This is a genomic window from Bacillus cereus group sp. MG16, from assembly GCF_040459875.1.
Lineage (GTDB): Bacteria > Bacillota > Bacilli > Bacillales > Bacillaceae_G > Bacillus_A > Bacillus_A paranthracis.
This window is the reverse complement of record NZ_JARVHE010000001.1, coordinates 4722847-4741138: the sequence shown is the minus strand read 5'-3', so window position 1 is coordinate 4741138 and position 18292 is coordinate 4722847. Positions and strand designations below refer to the sequence as shown.

Here is an 18292-nt window from a genome sequence, read left to right as displayed (position 1 = left end):
CTGACTTAATAAATACGTAATATAGTAAAGGTAACAAAATAACTAGGGTAGAGAACATTTGAGAACACCCGCTTACATATAACGTGCCACTTTCTTAGGTGTGCTCTATTCCCTAGAGTTCAAATAAGGAGAAAGGTGTTCTATGTAAGTAGGTGTTTTTAGTTTGGATAAAAACAGAAAAGCTAGGTGGAATGAATGTTTAAAGAACCTTATATTGCGATGATAAAAGATTGGAAAGGATACAACACATACAAAAAATTACCGAAAACAGTTTTTCTTATGACGGGTTCAATGCTGGAGTTACCAGAGCGTGTATATGAATTACAGAAACATGGACATGATGTCTTTCTTCATTGTGATTTTATACAAGGTTTAAATACGAATACAGAGGAAGCACTTTCGTATATTCAAGACGTTATCGGAGCACAAGGTATTATTTCAACAAAAGGATCGACAATTCGAAATGCCAATAAAATTGGATTAAAAACGATCCAACGTATTTTTATTGTCGATACTTTATCTCTTACAAAATCAATTGAAAATTGTAAAACGACTAAACCGAATGCAGTAGAGATTATGCATGGTATTATGCCTTCCATTATTAAGCAGTTAGCAGAGGAAATAGAATTTCCTATCATTGCAGGCGGACTGATTCAAACACGAGAAGATGCGGAAATTGCTATTCGTGCAGGCGCAAGTGCAATTTCAACGAGTCATTATGAAGTATGGATACAAGAAGAAAAAAGGAGTGCAACTTTGTGATTGAATTGAAAAATGTTTCAAAGGTATATAAAAATGCAGAAGAGACAGCGGTTAAGGGGGTATCGGTTCACATTAAAAAGGGTGAGTTTTTTGTTTTAGTTGGGCCTTCAGGATGTGGGAAAAGCACATTATTACGAATGATCGCTGGCCTAGAAGAAATTTCTTCGGGGGATTTAATTATTAATGAACCTGTTGCAAATGATTTAGAGCCGAAAGATCGTAATCTATCAATGGTATTTCAAAATTATGCACTATACCCACACTTATCTGTAGAAGAAAATATTTTATTTGGACTTAAGGTAAGGAAAGTACAAAAAGAAGAGCGGCAAAAGAGATTAATGGAAGCTATTGAAATGGTAGGGCTGAAAGAGTATGTGAAAATGAAACCAGGTCAATTATCAGGTGGACAAAGACAGCGTGTTGCGCTTGCTAGAGCGATTGTGAGCCAAGCACCGATTTGTTTAATGGATGAACCACTTTCGAATTTAGACGCGAAATTACGTGCGCAAATGAGAATTGAAATTAGAGAAATTCAGCAGCGTTTAGGAATTACAATGATTTACGTTACCCATGATCAAATAGAGGCGATGACTATGGGAGATCGCATCATGGTTTTAAATAAAGGAAGTATACAGCAAGTTGGAACACCGCTTGACATCTATAACGAACCAGCAAATGAATTTGTTGCAAGTTTTATAGGGTCTCCTTCGATGAATATAAATGATGGAGAAGTAAACAAAGAAAAAGGTGTATTACATATAGGGCAATTGCAAATTCCGTTATCTATTGGACAGTTAAAGCAATTACCAGAAGGAATAATTCGCATAGGCATGCGTCCTGAGCATATTGCCCTGTCTGAGGAAGGACAAGAAGTTACGCTACAATCTGTAGAAGTATTAGGCAACGAATCTATATTAAACTTCGCAATAAATGGAACAACTTGGAGTGCAAAAGTCATTGGACAGCTACTCCTGAACAAAGGTGACAAAGTAAAATTATTATTCTCACAAGATAAGTTATGCTTCTTTCATCAAAATACGAATGAACGATTAAAAGTGGTAGCTGAAGAAGAGTTGAAAGTGGTGGCGAAATAATGATTGAAGTAGGTAAGTTACCAGCCCAAGCAAAGGTGGCAAAAAAGAAGAATTAATGGAGTAGAACGAAAGATTTAAGAATAGGATTATTATTTTTAGCGCCATCTATTTTATTGTTCTCGATTTTTCTTTTTTATCCATTATTTAGGACGATTTACTATAGCTTTTATTTAACAGATATACACGGAGAAGCTAATCTTTTCGTTGGCTTAGAAAATTATCAATATTTATTTTCTGATCCTGCTTTCTACAAAAGCATAAAGTCAACTTTATTATTTGTTGTATATACAGTGCCTACGAGTATTATACTCGCTTTATTTCTTGCATTGATTGCAAATGGAAAAGTAAGAGGTATTGGGGTATTCCGTGTGTTATTTTCTTCCACTATGGGAATATCAGTAGCTGCTAGTGCGGTGATTTGGCTATTTTTATTTCATCCAAGTGTCGGATTATTTAATAATATATTAGCCTCTATGAATCTACCTGCAATCGCATGGTTAACGAGTCCAGATTGGGCATTGTTCTCTGTATCAGTTACAACGGTTTGGGTGAATACAGGATTTGCATTTTTAGTTATATTAGGTGGTTTACAAAACATTGATACGTCTTTATATGAAAGTGCATCTATAGATGGTGCTAGCTATTTATATAAGCTTCGTCGTGTTACATTACCGATGCTATCACCAACTTTATTCTTTATCGTGACAGTAACGTTAATTAGTGCGTTCCAAAGCTTTGGACAGATTGATATTTTAACGCACGGTGGACCGAATGATGCAACAAATTTAATTGTATATTCGATTTATAAAGAGGCATTTGTGAATCATCAATTTGGGACAGCAAGTGCACAAGCGATGGTACTATTTGTTTTCATTTTCATTGCTACATTACTTCAATTTAAGTTTGCTGAGAGAAAGGTGCATTATAAATGATCGTTAAACAGTGGAAACAAAATTTCCTGCTATACATGCTGCTCATAATTAGTGCAGTAATGGTATTTTTTCCTGTGCTGTATGCGTTTTTAATAAGCTTTATGACACCAGACGATATTCAAATGAGAAGGATATTTCCAACTCAATTTACTTTTGATAATTTCATTAATATTTTTCAGAAAGTACCACTTTTTACATATTTATATAACAGCTTAGTTGTATCGACAGTTGTTATGATTGGACAACTTATCGTGTCAAGCTTAGCGGCGTATGCTTTTGTCTTTCTTCAGTTTAAGGGAAGAAATCTTATTTTTTTCCTGTTTATTTCAACGATGCTTATTCCGTGGGAAGCGACGATGGTACCTAACTTTTTAACGATTCAAAACTTTGGCTGGATCAATAGTTTCGCTGGGATGACAGTGCCGTTTTTTGCAACAGCTTTCGGTATTTTCTTGTTACGCCAACATTTTATGACACTTCCGAATGAACTGAAAGAAGCTGCTTTTATTGAAGGGATTGGAAATGTAAGATTTTTGTTCAGCGTTGTAATTCCGTATTGTAAAACGAGTTTTATTACGCTTGGAGTATATAGTTTTTTAACAACATGGAATATGTACTTATGGCCACTTTTAGTGACCACTGATGAAAAGGTAAGAACAGTTCAAATTGGTGTGAAGCAGCTTCAATCTCAAGAAGTTGCAACTGATTGGGGAAGCGTAATGGCTGGCGTTACGGTTATCGTTATACCAACATTGATTCTATTATTTTTAGGACAAAAGCAATTACAACAAGGATTAACAAAAGGTGCAATTAAATAATTAAGAGAAGGTGAGATTAAAATGGGTCTGGTTAAAAAAGGTGCTGCTCTATTAATGGTAGCAACAATGGCATTATCTAGTGCTGCTTGTTCAAATAGTAAAACAGAGGGAAAACCTGAAGCACAGGCAAAAGTAGCACCAGTTGAAAAAAATGGTGATAAAACTGTAATTCGTTTTTGGCATGCGATGGGTGGAAAAACACAAGGTGTACTAGATGGGCTTGTTGCAGACTATAATAAGTCACAAAATAAATATGAGATAAAGGCAGAGTTCCAAGGGACATATGAAGAGTCTTTAACGAAATTTAGAACGATGTCTGCAACGAAAGAAGCGCCAGCTCTTGTTCAATCGAGTGAAATTACAACGAAATATATGATTGATAGCAAAAAAATCACACCAATTGATAGCTAGATAAAAAAAGATAAGTACGATACTTCAAAATTGGAAAAAGCAATTACAAATTATTATTCAGTTGATGGAAAAATGTATTCTATGCCATTTAATTCATCTACACCAGTATTAATTTATAATAAAGATGCTTTCGCAAAGGCGGGCTTAGATCCAGAGAAAGCTCCAAAAACATATGCGGAATTGCAAGAAGCAGCGAAAAAGTTAACGATTAAAGAAGGCGGAAATGTAAAACAATATGGATTTTCAATGCTGAATTATGGTTGGTTCTTTGAAGAATTGTTAGCGACACAAGGCGCTTTATATGTAGATAATGAAAATGGTCGTAAAGATGCTGCAAAGAAAGCTGTATTTAACGGTAAAGAAGGACAGAAAGTATTTGGGATGCTAGATGAGTTAAATAAAGCTGGTGCACTAGGAAAGTATGGAGCAAGTTGGGATGATATTCGTGCCGCGTTCCAGTCTGGACAAGTTGCTATGTATTTAGATTCTTCAGCTGGTGTTCGCGACTTAATTGATGCATCTAAGTTTAATGTAGGCGTGTCATATATTCCATATCCACAGGATTCGAAACAAAATGGTGTTGTTATTGGTGGAGCATCATTATGGATGACGAATATGGTTTCAGAAGAAACACAACAAGGTGCTTGGGACTTTATGAAATATTTAACGAAGCAAGACGTACAAGCAAAATGGCATACTGCAACAGGTTATTTCTCTATTAATCCAGATGCATATAATGAACCATTAGTAAAAGAGCAATATGAAAAATATCCACAGTTAAAAGTAACAGTAGATCAATTGCAAGCGACGAAACAATCTCCAGCAACACAAGGTGCTTTAATTAGTGTATTCCCAGAATCACGAGATGCAGTTGTAAAAGCATTAGAAGCAATGTATGACGGAAAGAATAGTAAAGAAGCGTTAGATGAAGCTGCCAAAGCGACAGATAGAGCAATTAGCATTTCAGCTCGTACGAGTCAAAAATAAGAGAAAGCCGTATCCGAAAAAGGATACGGCTTTCTTTAGGAGATAAGGGATCAAAAAAATGAAGAAGTCTTATCTCTTTTATATGAGTAAAGGGTCTAGAATGAATCTTGTCCTTTTCATTATTTGTTTAACTCCATTGCAACTTGTTTGCCATTTACGAAAACTTCTGCCACTGCTACCATAACTTCCATCACTTTTTTCATATCTCATCTCTCCTTGTTTTTTGTTTCATTTCTTACTTTTAGTATAAGGAAATATAGCAATCGCAACTATCGAATTGGATGACAAGAGACTTACATTGTTGTAAGGATAATCGTTGTATCTGTAATAAATACGGTTTTAAATTACAATTCTGAAGTTTCTGTTGTTTTGAACTATAATTAGAAAGAGGGGTGATAATATGAAAAGAATTCTTGTTATTAGTGATATTCATGGAGAAATAAAAAAGTTCGAACAGTTATTAGAAGAAGCTCAATACGATGCAAAACAGGATCAACTAATTTTATTAGGGGATTATGTAGATCGTGGTCCAAATGCACGTGCAGTAATTGAAAGGGTAAAAGAGTTAAAAGAAGATGGAGCCCTCGTTCTAAAGGGAAATCATGAAGATATGATGATTAAGGCGTTAACGACTGATGAGGAACGTTCATGGAACCATTGGGTAAAAAGGAATGGTGGAGATAAGACATTATATAGCTATGGATTTGTAGAAGAAGATATTGTAGTTAATGAGGAAGACTTCCAAAAACCAATTTTACAATCGCATGTTTTAGAAGATCATGTAAAGTTTATTCAAGAATTAGATCATTACATTGAAACAGAAGAGTACATATTTGTACATGCTGGTGTTGAGCCTATGAAACGAGTTTCTGAATGTGAACCATATACGTTAATGTGGATCCGTAATGAGTTTCATAATGGATATAGTGGCGAAAAGGTTGTTGTATTTGGCCATACGGAAACAAAAACGCTTCACGGTAGTGAGAATTGTGGCGTGTATTTTGGTAGTAATCGAATTATTGGAATTGATGGCGGGGCTGTGTATGGTGGTCAGCTAAATTGTTTGGAATTGCCAAGTAAAAAGGTATATGTAGTAAAAAATTGAAAGAGATAAGGGAAATCTTATTTCTTTCAATTTTTTATTAAGCTAAATTTAAGAAAGAGCCTTTATAATTAATCTTTAAAATTCTGTATCAAGAAAAAGTGTAGAAAGAACGAATTAAAAATGAAGTTACAAAATATAATGATATTCTTTTGTTAGGAAAAGCAGGAATGTAATTATAAATAGAATCGAACAATATGGTGGAAGGTGAGAATATGCGCTTACTCGTAGTAGAAGATAATGCTTCTTTATTAGAGTCTATCGTACAAATTTTGCGTGATGAATTTGAAGTAGATACGGCATTGAATGGAGAAGATGGATTGTTTTTAGCGCTTCAAAATATATATGATGCAATTTTGCTGGATGTGATGCTGCCAGAAATGGACGGGTTTGAAGTAATTCAAAAAATACGTGATGAAAAGATTGAAACACCTGTCTTATTTTTGACAGCGAGAGATTCTTTAGAAGATCGCGTGAAAGGGTTGGATTTTGGAGGGGATGACTATATCGTTAAGCCGTTTCAGGCCCCAGAATTAAAAGCAAGAATTCGTGCTTTATTAAGGCGAAGTGGTAGTTTAACAACGAAGCAGACTATTCGATATAAAGGGATTGAACTGTTCGGAAAAGATAAAGATGTTCAAGTAGATGGACAAAGTATGAAGCTAACATTAAAACAATATGAGCTTCTAGAGTACCTCGTTCAAAATAGCGGAAAGATTTTAATGAGGGAACAAATTTTTGATCGTGTTTGGGGATTTGATTCAGATACGACAGTGGCAATTGTAGAAGTGTATGTACATCATTTACGTAAAAAATTAGAACCATTCGGTTATCAGAAAGATATTCAAACCGTTCGAGGTATTGGATATATATTAAAAGAACAATGAAAAAGGGAAGTATGTTTCAGAAGACGCGTATTCGATTGACTATATTGAATTCATTAGTATTTATCATTTTGATAGCCGTATTAGGTAGTATCATTTATTCTTACACATATAAGCGTATTTATAGTGGAGTAAATGAATCGATAGAAAAAGCCGTTCAACATAGAAAGAATGCAGATGATAAAAAACTACCTAAAAAAATTAGAGGATATCCTCCAATTGGGGATCCAAGGATAATGGAGTTAACTTGGCTTGGAAACACGGTGGAGATAGATATTGAAAACGGCAAACGTCGTTTTATTTTTGAAGACAATTTGGAAAAGTTTTCGCCAAAGAAATTAGGAACTTTGCAAGATATAGAAGTGCAAGGGCAATATTTTAGAATATTTTCATTTCAACAAGATACAAAAATAGTTCAAATTGTAAGGGAGATAACAGCCGAAAAAGAAATGTTACATACTTTATTTTTAATTCTTGTGATAGGTTGTAGCATAGGAAGTTTATGTGCAATAGGAATCGGCTTTTTCTTAGCTGGCAGGGCACTTGTACCCATTCAAAATTCATGGGAAAAACAGCAGCAATTCGTTTCTGATGCATCACATGAACTAAGGACACCGCTTGCAGTTATTCAATCAAAAACAGATGTTTTATTCCAGTCACCATCCGCTACGATAGAAGAAAAAGCGATGGATATTTCTACAATTTCAAAAGAATGTAGGCGGTTATCAAAACTTGTTAGTAATTTATTATTGCTAGCACGTTCTGATTCTAATCAAATTGAGATGGATAAGAAAACATTTGAACTCGATAAATTGTTAGAAGAAATAGTAGCTCCATATAAGGAGATTGCCTCTTATCAAGAAAAAGAAATGATATTAAAAGTAGAACGTGGCGTATCTTTTATGGGTGATAGAGAGCGGATTCATCAAATGATGGTCATATTGTTAGATAATGCGATGAAGTATACGAATGAAGGTGGTCATATTCAAATCGATTGTACGCAAACGAACAGTTCGATTCGTATACGAGTGAAAGATGATGGGATAGGAGTGAAAGAAGAAGATATTCCGAAATTATTTGATCGTTTTTATCAAGGGGATAAAGCAAGAAGTACGTCAGAAGGAGCTGGATTAGGTCTTTCAATCGCAAATTGGATTGTAGAAAAACATTACGGAAAAATATCAGTAGAGAGCAAATGGGGAGATGCTACTTGTTTTGAAGTGATTTTCCCTAAAAACCAAAAAATATAAGTAAGAAGACGATCTTGTTTTTACAAGGTCGTCTTTTTTTAAGGGAAAGTTAAGAAACTATTTTTAACATGTATTGTATACGGAAAGTTCGCCCTATAAAGAAGCGATTATAAAAAGGTATTTGAGTAGATTACATCGATCATAATGTTATTTCGATTATGAATAGGGAATGATGGAAAAGAAAGTGTAAGAGGGAGGAATTAATTTTGAAAAAGAAAATGATGATGGTATTCACTATTGGAGTAATGAGTTTAAGTATATTAGGGGGTGCCTCTCCTTCTGAAACATCAAAAGGAAAGACAGATTACACGCAGCGTAGCAAAGAACAATTAAACAATGGAAAGATACATGCTGTACATACAGAAGAAAAGGCGGAGAATCTAGGTATTGAAACGAAAGGGAAAGAACAAATTACGTTAGAAAAAGAAATCCATGAGACGGAAGTAGGAAGAGAAGCAGAACAGTTAGGAATTTTGATTGAAGGAAAAGATGTTGGAACTCTTTCAGAAGAAATCTATGAAACAAAAGTGAAGCAAGAAGCGTTAAAGCTAGGCATATCAATAGAAAATACATCAATTGTAAATTTGATTACTCAAATTAATACGATTAAAATTAATGATGAGGCGGATAAATTAGGTATTTCGACAAATGGAAAAGAAATAGAGGACATTGCAGAAGAAATCTATGGAACGAAAGTAAGAGAGGAAGCAGGCAAGTTAGGTATTTCACAAAAAGGAAAAGAGATAGAAGAGTTAGCACAAGAAGTGTACGAACAAAAAGTACAGGAAGAAGCAAAAGAATATCATATCGATTTGTATGGTAAAGATATATATCAAGTATTAAGCGAAATTAATGAACAAAAGGTGTTACAAATGGCAGATGAGCTTAATATGGATAAAACGAATATGAACACTCAAGAACTAGCAGAAAAAATAAAAAAAGATCAGCCTGAAAAAGGAAAAGAACTAAATTTTGTACCGGTAATTCGAACGGATGCGGACGCGTTTTATTCTTATTTAACGAACTAAAAAGGGCGTGAAAGTGATACGGAAGTTTAAGTGGTATATAGGTATGGCTTTACTCGTTATAGCAGTATGGGGGATCTATACAAATGGAATTACAAAGTATGTGGAGAAATTAACATTCTTCAATATGAAAAGTGGAAAACAAGTAGAGTTTAATCGTGATGAAAAGGTCATCTTATCAAATGTACCTTTCATTCAGCAATTACCAGAGTTAGATAGAGGCTGTGAAGTAACGAGCTTAGCGATGATGTTACAATACGCAGGTATTACAGTGGATAAGATGAAATTAGCAAACGAAATAAAGAAAGTTGATTTTATGAACGATGGTGTACGTGGGAATCCGAATGAAGGATTCGTAGGAAATATTTATACCTTTTCTGAATCAGGATATGGTGTATATCATGGACCACTTTTTCAATTAGCGAAAAAGTATTTACCTAACAAAGCTGTGGACTTAACAGGGAAGAGTATAGAAGAGCTTTATAAGAGTGTAAAATCAGGGCAACCGGTAGTCATGATTACAAATGCAACATTTGCGCCATTAGATGAAGATGAATTTACTACATGGGAAACAAATAGTGGAGATGTTTCTATTACGTATAATGAACATTGTGTAGTGCTTATTGGATATGATAAGGAATTTGTATATATTCGAGATCCTCTTAATGAAAGTTTAGATGTAAAAGTATCGAGAGAAAGTTTTGAAAAGGCATGGATGCAAATGGGTAGTCAGGCGATTAGTTATGTGAAAAGCAATTAGTAAGGAAAGGGATGTAAGGAATTGTAAGAGGAGTTTTTGTGGGGGCTTTTTGTTACGAAATAAGAGAACTTCAGCATATATAATAAGCTAAAGTTCTCTTATTTTTTATGCTTAAATCTTTAGAAGTAGTGAATATGTAAAAATGCATAATTGACGAAAATATTACATGTTATCATTATATATTGTTTTATATATGTTACTTGTATAAAATTACACAAGTATTCACATTACATAAAGGAGGCTTATTATGCAAAAAATATTTAACTGGGTTAAATGTATGAGTATCAAGAAAAAATTAATCATTTCATTTTTTCTAATTTTAACTATACCAGGACTTATTATCGGTGGTGTTTCATATCAAACTGCCAAAACAAATTTTGAACAACAAATCACAGGTAAAGCAAAGGAAAACATTTCGATTTTAAATACTGTTATTTCTCAAAATATAGAAGAGAAATTTGTTGATGCAGCATACTTTGCAGACATCTTAACAGAGGATACATATCCAAACGGACAAGAAGAAATAGTAAGAACAAAGTTAGCGCAATATATAAAACTTCATCCAGAAGTAGAAGGTATTTATATTGGAACGCAGACAGGAAAGTTTATAAGAGAACCATTTATCAAAATGGATGATGGGTATAATCCAACAGATAGATCTTGGTATAAAGAAGCACATGAAAATAAAGGGAAAGTAATTGTTACTGCACCATATCAATCAGCATCTACAAAAAATATGGTAGTGACAATTGCAAAAGAAGTAAAAGATGGTAAAGGTGTTATAGGAATTAACTTAAATTTAGATAACATCTTGAAAATTTCCAAAATGATTAACATTGGTGAAAAAGGTTATGCAGTTATTTTAGATCAAAATAAGCAAATTGTTAGTCATCCATCTAGAAAACCAGGTGCAAAAGTTACTGACCCTTGGATTAAACCGATTTATGAAGAAAAACAAGGAAATGTCTCTTATACAGAACAAGATGATAAAAAGAATTTAATCTTTGCAACAAATGAGAAAACGGGCTGGAAAGTAGTTGGAGTTATGTTTGATGAAGAAATTACCCAAGCTGCGAATCCAGTATTTTATAAGACTTTTATTGTTATTGCTATCGCTATTGTATTTGGTAGTGTATTAATTTATTTCATTACAAAGTCTATTACAAGACCATTAAGAAAAATAGCTGACTCGGCACATAAAATTAGTAAGGGAGATTTAACAGAGAAAATTACAATCCATTCCAAGGATGACATAGGGAAATTAGGGAATTCCTTTAATGAAATGTCTGCCTCTTTACAAGATGTGATTACTCAAATTAGTTTTTCAGCAGAACATGTCGCTGCATCGGCTGAAGAGTTAACAGCGAGCGTACAGCAAGCAAATGATGCGACAGATCAAATTACAATTGCAATGGAACAAGTATCAGGTGGGGCTGAATCACAAAGTCAAGGTGTTGAAGAAGGTGCGGCTACATTACAACAAGTAAATACAGCAATTCAAGATGTAACTGGAAGTGCAGAATCAATTTCTATCTCCTCATTGCATGCGAGAGAAAGAGCTGAAGAAGGGGAGGAATTGGTTGAACAAACAGCAAAACAAATGCAGTCTATTTCTAGGTCGGTATCCGAGTCAGATGCCATTATTAAACTTCTTGATGAGAAATCAAAGCAGGTAGGAGCTATTTCTGAAGCAATTCAAAATATCGCTACTCAAACGAACCTTTTAGCTTTAAATGCGGCTATTGAAGCAGCAAGAGCAGGTGAACAGGGCCGAGGGTTTGCTATTGTAGCAGATGAGGTTAGAAAATTAGCGGAGCAATCAGGAGAATCATCTGGAGAGATTGCGAATTTAATTGCAGAAATTAAGGCTGATATTGAACATACTGTTAAAGCGATGGATAATGTGAATGAGGAAGTTCAACAAGGTCTTGATGTTGTAACAAAAACGAAAGTAAGTTTTACGGAAATTTTAAGTTCTACTACACATATTGTTTCTCAAGTGAATGAAATGGTAGAAACAACGAAGAGAATTGCTGGAGATGCAAATGAAGTGACAAATGCTATTGATGAAATTGCAGCGGCTGCAGAAGAAAATACAGCTAGTATGCAAAGTGTTGCTGCTTCAACAGAAGAACAAGTGAATTCAATGGAAGAAATTAGTTCAGCTTCACAAAACTTAGCTGAGATGGCCGAAGAACTACAAGCGATGACTAGTAAATTTAAAGTATAATAACAGCAGATAAGTAAGGTGAGAATAATATCACCTTACTTATTTTTCTATTCAGCAATTAGGGGAGTCATTAACGGGATGAAAAAAAGAAAAAGACTATGGAATTTGTGGAAAACGATTACATTGTTAGTTTGTACAGTTGTAATTTTTTCTTTACTTGTGACAGATATATTAATTAGTCACAATGTAGAACGGACAACGGAGGATAGCCAAGCAGAGAAAGCAAAAACAATTGCACACATTGTGGCGAATGATTCAATTGTAATTGATGGTTTAATTGGGAAAACAGATACTGCTGCAATCCAAACGTATACAAATAGAATATTAAAAAACACAGGTGTTCAATTTATTGTAGTTATGGACATGAATGGAATAAGAAAGTCACATCCAAATCCTCAAAAAATAGGTCATCATTTTATTGGGGGAGATGAAGGGCCTGCATTGAAAGGAAAGGAACATGTATCGTTGGCAGAAGGAACTTTAGGTATTTCAATGCGAGTGTTTGTACCTATATTTTCTGAAACAGGTGAACAACTTGGAGCGGTGGCCGTTGGTATTTCAGCAGATAATGTAAAAGAGAGAGTTAAGGAAAGTAGACATATCATTTATATTGGAGTTGGAGTTGGGGTACTAGTCGGAATGATAGGAGCAATATTGCTAGCCAGACATATAAAGAAAAGTTTATTTGGTCTTGAACCTCACAGGATAGCGAAAATTCTTGAAGAAAGAAATACGATGCTACAATCTGTAAAGGAAGGTATTATTGCTGTAGATAAAGAGGCCAATGTAACTTTAATAAATAATGAGGCAAAACGATTGTTTAAGAAAAGTGGACTTGAAGAAGATTTTATCGGTAAAGACGTTGAGTTGTATATGCCTAATTCGCGTATAAAGGAAGTATTACAAACTGGAGAGGTACAATTAAACGAAGAACAAAATATTTATGGAATTACGATTGTAACGAATCGTGTTCCTTTATATGTAAAAGGAGAAATAGTTGGTGCGATTGCAACATTTCGTGATAAAACAGAGATTAGAAAATTAGCAGAAGAATTAACTGGTATTAGGTTATATGCAGAAGCATTACGGGCACAATCGCATGAATTTATGAATAAAATGCACGTCGTATTAGGGCTTACACACATGAAACAGTATGAAGAATTACAGAAGTATATAAGCGGTATGGTATCAGAGCATCAATATGAAATTGGTGGGATTATGAAAAGAATAAAAAGTCCAGTATTTGCTGGTTTTTTACTCGGGAAACTTAGCTATGCTAGAGAGAAGAATATAAAATTAATTATAAGTGAAGATTCTTACATGCCAGAAATAGAGGATGAAAGTATTACTCATGAACTGATTACGATTGTAGGAAATTTAATTGATAATGCATTAGAGGCAGTGGCAAATTGTGAAAAGAAGCAAGTTGAAGTTAAGATACAATATGGGGATACACTAATTATTACAGTACAAGATACGGGAAAAGGTATACAAGAAGAAATAGGGGCATTATTTACGAAAGGTTATTCCACAAAGGGAGATAACCGTGGTTATGGTTTGTATCTTGTAAAAGAAAGTATACAGCGAATAAATGGGGAAATTCATGTGTATTCATTAGTAGGAAAGGGAACAACGATAACAATTGAAATACCTAAAGGTAGGGATGAGAGGCAAATATGATTAAAGTTTTAATTGTAGAAGATGACCCGATGGTAGCAATGTTAAATACGCATTATTTAGAGCAAGTAGGAGGGTTTGAACTTGTTCAAGCAGTTAATTCGGTAAAATCGGCGATAGAAGTATTAGAGGAATCAAGAGTAGATTTAGTATTACTTGATATTTTTATGCCTGAAGAGACTGGATTTGAGCTTTTAATGCATATTCGGAACCAAGAAAAAGAAATCGATATTATGATGATTTCAGCTGTACATGATATGGGGAGTATTAAAAAAGCATTACAATATGGCGTAGTAGATTATTTAATTAAGCCATTTACATTTGAACGATTTAAAGAGGCGTTAACTATATATCGAGAAAAACTTACTTTCATGAAAGAACAACAAAAAATTAGTCAATCGGAATTAGATTCGTTAATTTTGCAAAAAGAAAAAAGAGAACCTACTGTCACGAAAGAGCTTCCGAAAGGGTTAACGAAGCAAACGATGCAATTAATTTGGCGGAAGATCGAGTCGCTAAATGGACAAGCATTTACAACAGAGGAAATGGCGCAATTAGTTGGTGTTTCAAGGGTTTCTATTCGAAAGTATGTAATGTTTTTGACTGAAATTGGAGTGTTAGAAAACGAAATGGTGTATCAACATGTAGGGAGACCAGTGAGTAAATTAAGATGTATTGACCAAAATAAAATAGAGTTTTATGTATAAGCGACTTATTATAAGTCGCTTATACTTTTTTTAATTACAAAATCAATTACAAAACTTACAAAAACTATTTTTACTATTGAAAGCGTTTTAATATTGTTATTAAGAAAACAAGGGGGTGCCATATGGGAATTCAAAAGAATGTGGAAGCGGTATCATTTTCTGAAGGAAATGAAGTACAAAGAGAATCTTTCGCTTCTAAAATTATGAATGTGAAAATCGGTGTTATACCTTTACCGTTATATGTAGTATTGGCTGCTATTATTTATGGGGCATCTGTATATAATAAATTGCCAGCAGATATGATTGGTGGATTTGCAGTTATTATGATCATGGGTATTTTCTTAGGAGACATTGGGATGAGAATTCCAATTTTAAAAAATATCGGTGGTCCAGCAATACTTTCGTTATTTATTCCATCATTACTTGTATTTTTTAACTGGATGAATCCAGCTTCAATGGAAGCTGCGACTATGTTAATGAAAAAATCGAACTTTTTATATTTATATATTTCTTGTTTAGTAGTCGGAAGTATTTTAGGAATGAACCGTAAAGTGTTAGTACAAGGTTTCGTTCGCATGTTTATTCCTTTAGTGGTAGGAACGTTAGCTTCTGTAGCGGTAGGATTATTGGTCGGTTCATTATTTGGATTTGAAATGAAGCAAACATTCTTCTTTATCATCGTACCAATTGTGAGTGGTGGTATCGGGGAAGGGATTTTACCATTATCGCTAGCTTATAGTGATATTTTAAACGAATCATCAGCAACGTTTGTATCACAGCTTATTCCAGCAGCTATTATTGGGAATATGTTCGCAATTGTGAGTGCAGGGTATATGAAGCGTTTAGGTGAGAAGAAACCGGAGCTTAGTGGTAACGGTGTATTAGTGAAAACAGACAATCAAGCAGAATTATTAAAAGAACAAAATACAGAGAAGCCAATTGACTTCTCATTAATGGGAGCAGGTTTATTAATCGCGTGTACGTTCTTCATCTTCGGAGGATTTGCTTCTAAGTTCATCGGTATCCCTGGGGCAATCATTATGATTTTCTCAGCAGCACTTGTGAAATACTTTAAATTAATGCCCGCAAAAATGGAGCAAGGAGCATTCCATTTATATAAATTTATTTCGAAGAATTTAACTTGGCCGTTAATGGTTGGACTAGGATTGCTATATATTCCGCTAAAAGACGTAGCAGCAGTTCTTTCAGTAGGATATGTTGTCGTATGTGCATCGGTTGTTCTTACAATGGTAGCGTCAGGTTTTCTTGTAGGGAAAGTGATGAAAATGTATCCAGTTGAATCAGCAATTGTAACTGGATGTCATAGTGGTTTAGGCGGAACTGGAGATGTTGCTATTTTATCAGCTTCAAATCGAATGGAATTAATGCCGTTCGCGCAAATTTCGACTCGTTTAGGCGGGGCAGCAATGGTTGTAACAGCGACAATTTTATTAAAAATGTTTTCATGATCAAACAAGCTAGCTATATAAATATAGCTAGCTTGTCAAATTAAGGGGAGATTATAAGTATGTTAGAAAATCAAATTAATGAGAGATCATTGTTATTGCATAAAGAATTAGTAGGAAAAATTGAGATTACAAGTAAAGTAGAAGTAAATTCAGCGGATGATTTAAGTCTGACATATACACCAGGTGTAGCGGAGTCTTGCAAAGCAATCGCAGCAGATGAAGGAACAGTGTACGACTATACAGCACGTGGAAATATGGTGGCAGTTGTCTCAGACGGAACAGCGGTACTTGGTTTAGGAAACATTGGACCAAAAGCGGCTATGCCTGTTATGGAAGGAAAAAGTATATTATTTAAAAAATTTGCGAATGTAGATGCTTTCCCATTATGTTTAGGTACGACTGATGTGGATGAAATCGTTACCCTTGTGAAAAATTTAGAGCCTACGTTTGCAGGAATTAACTTAGAAGACATTGCGGCACCACGCTGTTTTGAAATTGAAAAACGATTAAAAGAAGAAACGAATATTCCTGTATTCCATGATGATCAACATGGAACAGCTATCGTCGTCTTAGCAGCTGTTATTAATGCATTAAAAGTTGTTAGCAAACAAATGGATCATGTGAAAATTGTTATTAACGGTGCGGGTTCGGCAGGAATTGCAATTGGAAAATTATTATTAAAGGCTGGTGCACAGCACATTACATTAGTTAGCTTAGAAGGTATTGTTTGTGAAGGTGAAGCATGGATGAACGAAGCACAAATTGAAGTTTCAAAAAAGACAAATCGAGAACATGTACGTGGAACGTTAAAAGAAGCGATTTATCAGGCTGATATTTTTATCGGTGTATCTGCTCCTAATGTACTAACGAAAGAGCTTGTAAAGACGATGAATAAGAAAGCAATTGTGTTCGCTATGGCGAATCCAATTCCAGAAATCTTCCCAGAGGATGCATTAAAGGCTGGGGCAGCTGTAGTAGGAACCGGGCGCTCGGATTATGCGAATCAAGTAAATAATGTATTGGCGTTTCCAGGAATATTCCGCGGTGCGTTAGATGTGCGCGCGACTGATATTACAGAAGAAATGAAATTAGCGGCAGCGTATGGGATCGCTAACATCATTACGGACGAAGAACGTAATGCGAATTATGTAATCCCGAATCCATTAGATAAAAGAGTTGTTCCAAGTGTTGCTGAAGCTGTGGCGAAGGCAGCTATTGATTCAGGCGTGGCGCAAATTACGAAAATACCAAGTTATTAATAGCTAAAAGCAGTGCCTAAAAAGGCACTGCTTTTTTGAGATAAGAAATCAAAATAATGAAGAAGTGTAACATTATTTATGTTTCCTCATTATTTATTTAATTCCATTGCAACTTGTTTACCATTTACTAAAACCTCAGTTACTGCTACGATCACTTCTATCATTTTTTTCATCTCTCATCTCTCCTCGTGTCATTTCTTACTTTAAGTATAAGAGAAGAGAGTTACTTCAACTATCGAAGTACATGACGTAGAAATTACATTGTTGTAAGAAAGTGTTTTAGTTTTGTCACTTTACTCAGCAGTAATTACAAACTGATCATAATATTTTTCATTCACGTATATATTTAATACCCATAATCCAGATGAAGGTAGTGACATAGTGAGTGGGAGTTCGGTTGTAGTAGAATCAATTGTATTTGAAGTAGTCCAAGTTGGTTTAGAAGTTTCTTGTTGAAAGAGTACGGGTGTTGGGGTTACTGATCCTTGTTTTAGTGCAATAATAGATAGTTTTCCAGTTGGCATTTCAGGATCTAAAAAGTACCACATCATTTCGTTTTTTTCATTTGCGATAATAGGGCCATCAGCCATTGCAATTTTGTCTTCGATACCTCTTAAAGGTATTTTTTCTTGTATGAAGGAGGGTGTTTCTTCCCAATTTACATCTTTTAAAACGCTAAGGTGAAAGAAGGAAGGTGCATTAACTTGAGTGGATGACGTTGCGATAACTTCTTTTTTAGGTGCTTCTGAATCAGGCTGCAATTGCGAGCATCCAGTGATGAGAAAGGAGAAAAGTAGCATAGTTCCAATTTTTTTCATGGTGTCACACTCCTAATTTTTACTGTTAGTGTAATTGTATTTGCCAGAAAGAGGGACAATTCCTTTAAAGTATAAAAAGAGGTCGTAAGTTTTGTACGACCTCTTTT

The 18292-nt window shown here is 34.6% G+C and carries 14 protein-coding genes and 3 pseudogenes; 16 read left to right on the top strand and 1 reads right to left on the bottom strand.

What is annotated here, in order from left to right:
• Positions 1–195 precede the first annotated feature (195 nt).
• The 16 genes and pseudogenes from QCI73_RS24680 to QCI73_RS24610 all read left to right on the top strand — a co-directional run bounded on the left by QCI73_RS24680 (position 196) and on the right by QCI73_RS24610 (position 17367).
• The gene (locus QCI73_RS24680; RefSeq protein ID WP_353823943.1) at positions 196–762 is read left to right on the top strand and encodes a glycerol-3-phosphate responsive antiterminator; all 567 of its coding nucleotides are present in this window, start codon (positions 196–198) and stop codon (positions 760–762) included.
• Complete coding sequence (locus tag QCI73_RS24675) at positions 759–1856, top strand: ABC transporter ATP-binding protein (RefSeq protein ID WP_353823942.1); 1098 nt, start codon at positions 759–761, stop codon at positions 1854–1856. Before QCI73_RS24680 ends, QCI73_RS24675 begins: the two co-directional genes overlap by 4 nt.
• A pseudogene (locus tag QCI73_RS24670) lies at positions 1856–2788 on the top strand (carbohydrate ABC transporter permease). Before QCI73_RS24675 ends, QCI73_RS24670 begins: the two are co-directional and overlap by 1 nt.
• Positions 2785–3606: a carbohydrate ABC transporter permease gene (locus tag QCI73_RS24665; RefSeq protein WP_000635931.1), complete on the top strand. Its 822-nt coding sequence runs from the start codon at positions 2785–2787 to the stop codon at positions 3604–3606. The pseudogene QCI73_RS24670 and the gene QCI73_RS24665 overlap by 4 nt, the downstream one beginning before the upstream one ends.
• Positions 3607–3627: 21 nt before the next feature.
• Positions 3628–5004 (top strand): annotated as a pseudogene (locus tag QCI73_RS24660) (ABC transporter substrate-binding protein).
• Between the two features lie 400 nt (positions 5005–5404).
• Positions 5405–6109, top strand: a complete 705-nt coding sequence (locus tag QCI73_RS24655; protein WP_000821995.1) for a metallophosphoesterase family protein — start codon at positions 5405–5407, stop codon at positions 6107–6109.
• A 212-nt stretch (positions 6110–6321) separates the two neighbouring features.
• Positions 6322–6993: a response regulator transcription factor gene (locus QCI73_RS24650; RefSeq protein WP_070805172.1), complete on the top strand. Its 672-nt coding sequence runs from the start codon at positions 6322–6324 to the stop codon at positions 6991–6993.
• Complete coding sequence (locus tag QCI73_RS24645; protein ID WP_070805173.1) at positions 6990–8240, top strand: sensor histidine kinase; 1251 nt, start codon at positions 6990–6992, stop codon at positions 8238–8240. The genes QCI73_RS24650 and QCI73_RS24645 overlap by 4 nt, the downstream gene beginning before the upstream one ends.
• Positions 8241–8446: 206 nt before the next feature.
• Complete coding sequence (locus tag QCI73_RS24640) at positions 8447–9268, top strand: transporter (protein WP_070805174.1); 822 nt, start codon at positions 8447–8449, stop codon at positions 9266–9268.
• Positions 9269–9281: 13 nt separating this feature from the next.
• Positions 9282–10025, top strand: coding sequence for a C39 family peptidase (locus QCI73_RS24635; protein WP_353823941.1), 744 nt, complete (start codon positions 9282–9284; stop codon positions 10023–10025).
• A 247-nt stretch (positions 10026–10272) separates the two neighbouring features.
• A pseudogene (locus QCI73_RS30890) lies at positions 10273–11316 on the top strand (HAMP domain-containing protein); the annotation flags it as partial.
• Positions 11308–12255 carry a methyl-accepting chemotaxis protein gene (locus QCI73_RS30885; protein WP_438881204.1) on the top strand — a complete coding sequence of 316 codons (948 nt, stop codon included), beginning with the start codon at positions 11308–11310 and terminating at the stop codon, positions 12253–12255. The pseudogene QCI73_RS30890 and the gene QCI73_RS30885, both read left to right, overlap by 9 nt.
• 78 nt (positions 12256–12333) lie before the next feature.
• On the top strand, positions 12334–13935 hold the full coding sequence (locus tag QCI73_RS24625) for a sensor histidine kinase (RefSeq protein WP_353823940.1): 1602 nt from the start codon (positions 12334–12336) through the stop codon (positions 13933–13935).
• Entirely contained in the window at positions 13932–14639 is a 708-nt protein-coding gene (locus QCI73_RS24620) for a response regulator (RefSeq protein WP_000598675.1), read from the top strand. Before QCI73_RS24625 ends, QCI73_RS24620 begins: the two co-directional genes overlap by 4 nt.
• A gap of 122 nt (positions 14640–14761) precedes the next feature.
• Entirely contained in the window at positions 14762–16108 is a 1347-nt protein-coding gene (locus QCI73_RS24615) for a 2-hydroxycarboxylate transporter family protein (protein ID WP_000512725.1), read from the top strand.
• 59 nt (positions 16109–16167) lie between these two features.
• Positions 16168–17367, top strand: coding sequence for an NAD(P)-dependent malic enzyme (locus QCI73_RS24610; RefSeq protein WP_353823939.1), 1200 nt, complete (start codon positions 16168–16170; stop codon positions 17365–17367).
• Positions 17368–17660: 293 nt separating this feature from the next.
• On the opposite strand, the gene QCI73_RS24605 is transcribed toward QCI73_RS24610, so the two are convergent.
• The gene (locus tag QCI73_RS24605) at positions 17661–18185 is read right to left on the bottom strand and encodes a DUF4871 domain-containing protein (protein WP_353823938.1); all 525 of its coding nucleotides are present in this window, start codon (positions 18183–18185) and stop codon (positions 17661–17663) included.
• Between the last annotated feature and the right edge of the window lie 107 nt (positions 18186–18292).

What these genes read in the sequence shown, in the direction of transcription:
- QCI73_RS30885 (WP_438881204.1), top strand. Translation starts at nt 11,308, where the DNA reads ATGTCTGCCTCTTTACAAGATGTGATTACTCAAATTAGTTTTTCAGCA.
- QCI73_RS24625 (WP_353823940.1), top strand. Translation starts at nt 12,334, where the DNA reads ATGAAAAAAAGAAAAAGACTATGGAATTTGTGGAAAACGATTACATTG.
- QCI73_RS24650 (WP_070805172.1), top strand. Translation starts at nt 6,322, where the DNA reads ATGCGCTTACTCGTAGTAGAAGATAATGCTTCTTTATTAGAGTCTATC.
- QCI73_RS24620 (WP_000598675.1), top strand. Translation starts at nt 13,932, where the DNA reads ATGATTAAAGTTTTAATTGTAGAAGATGACCCGATGGTAGCAATGTTA.
- QCI73_RS24645 (WP_070805173.1), top strand. Translation starts at nt 6,990, where the DNA reads ATGAAAAAGGGAAGTATGTTTCAGAAGACGCGTATTCGATTGACTATA.
- QCI73_RS24605 (WP_353823938.1), bottom strand. Translation starts at nt 18,185, where the DNA reads ATGAAAAAAATTGGAACTATGCTACTTTTCTCCTTTCTCATCACTGGA.
- QCI73_RS24655 (WP_000821995.1), top strand. Translation starts at nt 5,405, where the DNA reads ATGAAAAGAATTCTTGTTATTAGTGATATTCATGGAGAAATAAAAAAG.
- QCI73_RS24665 (WP_000635931.1), top strand. Translation starts at nt 2,785, where the DNA reads ATGATCGTTAAACAGTGGAAACAAAATTTCCTGCTATACATGCTGCTC.
- QCI73_RS24615 (WP_000512725.1), top strand. Translation starts at nt 14,762, where the DNA reads ATGGGAATTCAAAAGAATGTGGAAGCGGTATCATTTTCTGAAGGAAAT.
- QCI73_RS24680 (WP_353823943.1), top strand. Translation starts at nt 196, where the DNA reads ATGTTTAAAGAACCTTATATTGCGATGATAAAAGATTGGAAAGGATAC.
- QCI73_RS24610 (WP_353823939.1), top strand. Translation starts at nt 16,168, where the DNA reads ATGTTAGAAAATCAAATTAATGAGAGATCATTGTTATTGCATAAAGAA.